Source organism: Mesorhizobium sp. M7A.F.Ca.CA.004.06.1.1 (assembly GCF_003999135.1).
Lineage (GTDB): Bacteria > Pseudomonadota > Alphaproteobacteria > Rhizobiales > Rhizobiaceae > Mesorhizobium.
The window spans coordinates 1-2,312 of the sequence record NZ_RZPQ01000864.1 but is presented as its reverse complement, the minus strand read 5'-3'; the positions used below and the strand labels follow the sequence as shown (position 1 = coordinate 2,312).

General features: G+C 61.4%; 4 protein-coding genes. 2 read left to right on the top strand and 2 right to left on the bottom strand.

Annotated features, from left to right (window positions below; genetic code table 11):
• On the bottom strand, window positions 1-96 hold a 96-nt coding region (gene rpoZ / locus EN906_RS31355), incomplete at its 3' end, for a DNA-directed RNA polymerase subunit omega (protein WP_127375652.1).
• 325 nt (window positions 97-421) lie between these two features.
• Between rpoZ and EN906_RS31350 the strand changes: the two genes are divergently transcribed.
• Together EN906_RS31350 and EN906_RS31345 are read left to right on the top strand one after the other, a co-directional pair.
• A complete protein-coding gene (locus EN906_RS31350) occupies window positions 422-1,003 on the top strand; it encodes an NYN domain-containing protein (protein ID WP_127267156.1) in 582 nt (193 codons plus the stop codon).
• Window positions 1,004-1,014: 11 nt separating this feature from the next.
• Complete coding sequence (locus EN906_RS31345) at window positions 1,015-1,671, top strand: uracil-DNA glycosylase (RefSeq protein WP_127375651.1); 657 nt, start codon at window positions 1,015-1,017, stop codon at window positions 1,669-1,671.
• A gap of 42 nt (window positions 1,672-1,713) precedes the next feature.
• Here EN906_RS31345 and EN906_RS31340 read toward each other — a convergent pair.
• Window positions 1,714-2,312: GH25 family lysozyme (locus tag EN906_RS31340; protein WP_127375650.1), on the bottom strand; the 599-nt coding region annotated here is incomplete at its 5' end.

Below are 2,312 nucleotides of genomic sequence, written 5' to 3'. Positions count from 1 at the left end.
CTGGCTGATCTGCCGGGCACGGTGGCCGGCAAGCAGCACCAGTTCGAAGCGGTTGTCGACCTTGTCGATGCAATCTTCAACGGTTACGCGGGCCATGGATTGCCCCTTTCATGCGATGGATTTGATGGAAAACAGGCGCGGTCCATAACCCGAACGCCGCCAAAATACAAGCATCATGGCAATGGCCGGGCTGCAGGGCGCCCAATCCTTCGTTCAAACACCCGATTCGGCAAAACTGGCTGTGCCTATGTGTTCGGTGTCCCGATCACAATTGCTTGCAGTGCCGCACGCGCCCTTGGATTGCCGTGAATCTGGCGCTATCTCGGATGCGTAGAGGTCAGCCGGTTTATTATGAGCCTGACCGAACGTCGCTATCGCATTTCGTTTAGACGGCCGTTTATTTCGAGAAGGAATATTTTCCATGTTCGACCCTCGTGAAAAAATCGCCCTATTCATCGACGGCGCCAATCTCTATGCGACGTCGCGCGCGCTCGGCTTCGACATCGACTATCGCAAGCTCCTGTCGAGCTTCCAGAAACGTGGCTATCTTCTGCGCGCCTATTATTACACGGCGCTGGTCGAGGATCAGGAATACTCCTCGATCCGTCCGCTGATCGACTGGCTCGACTATAACGGATTCAAGGTGGTCACCAAGCCGGCCAAGGAATTCACCGACTCGACCGGCCGCCGCAAGATCAAGGGCAATATGGACATCGAGCTCACGGTCGATGCGCTGGAGCTCGCCGATGTCGTCGACCACTATGTCATCTTTTCCGGCGACGGCGATTTCCGCACGCTGGTCGAGGCGCTGCAGCGGCGCGGCCGCAAGGTGTCCATCGTCTCGACCATGGCCTCGCAGCCACCGATGATCTCCGACGATCTGCGCCGCCAGGCCGACCATTTCATCGACCTGACGACCTTGAAGAACGACGTTGGCCGCGATCCGTCCGAGCGGCCGGTGCGCAGGCCCGAGCCGGCCGAAGTCGACGAGGATGATTACTGAGGCCGGTCGCCTTGACCGCCCTTTGCGCCTCAGAGCCTAGTCGCGACTGCCCGCTCTGCCCGCGGCTGCACGACTTCATCGCCGAGTGCCGGCAGCGCGAACCATCCTGGTTCAATGCGCCGGTGCCGACTTTCCTGCCCTCGGAAGGTGACGCGACGGTCCAACTGCTGATCGTCGGGCTGGCGCCCGGCCTTCGCGGTGCCAACCGAACGGGCCGCCCGTTCACCGGCGACTATGCCGGCGACCTGCTCTACTCGACCCTGATTTCGCACGGTTTTGCACGCGGCGAATTCAAGGCCAGACCCGACGACGGATTGGAGCTTGTCGGCACGGCGATCACCAATGCCGTGCGCTGCGTGCCGCCTGAGAACAAGCCGGTGGGCGCGGAGATTGCCACCTGCCGGACATTCCTGGTGCCGACGATCGCCCGGTTCCCTAATTTGCGCGCCGTGCTGGCACTGGGATCGATCGCGCATCAGTCGACGGTGCGGGCGCTGGGTGGGCGCGTCGCCGCCTACCCGTTCAAGCATGGCGGGCAGCTGCCGGCCGGTGGCGTCACGCTGTTTTCGAGCTATCACTGCTCACGCTACAACACCAACACCGGCGTGCTGACCGAAGCGATGTTCGTTAGCGTTTTCAGCCAGATAGCGGAATTCTTGCGGACATAAATGTTTTTGCAGTAATTAGAGTTGGTGTCCGCAGACATCAACTCAGTGCGGCAGTGCATTCAGCGCATCCAACATGGCTGGCCCACCCTGCAGCACATTCAGGTCGACATCGCCATTGATGCCGTCAACGCGACCCCTGTTGTGGTACTGCCAGTAGACCCAGTCGTTGCGATCCGGCTCCAGGAGCAATGAGCGGAGCCAGAGCGGACGGGCAGCAATGCGCCCGGCATAGGCTTCTGCTGCATCGTCGGTCAGATAGACAATCGCAGGCTTGCCGAACGCCGCCTCGACTGGAGCGAGGAACGCGGCCAGTTCGGCGTTCAATTGTTCGGGCGTCGGCCGCTGCGGGCAGTTGCCGCCGAATTCGATATCGACCACGGGTGGCAGCAGGGACTGATCGTGCGGCACCACCGAGATGAAATTCTTCGCCTGGTCCGCACCCGGCCGGCAAAAGGTGAAAAAGTGATAGGCGCCGACGGCGAGACCGGCGGCCCGGGCCTCTTCCAGATTCCGTGCGAAAGCATCATCGACATGATCGCCGCCTTCGGTCGCCTTGATGACGGCAAAGGCGACATCATCGGCGGCTACGCGCCGCCAATCGATCTGGCCCTGCTGCTGGGAGACGTCGATGCCCCTGACCG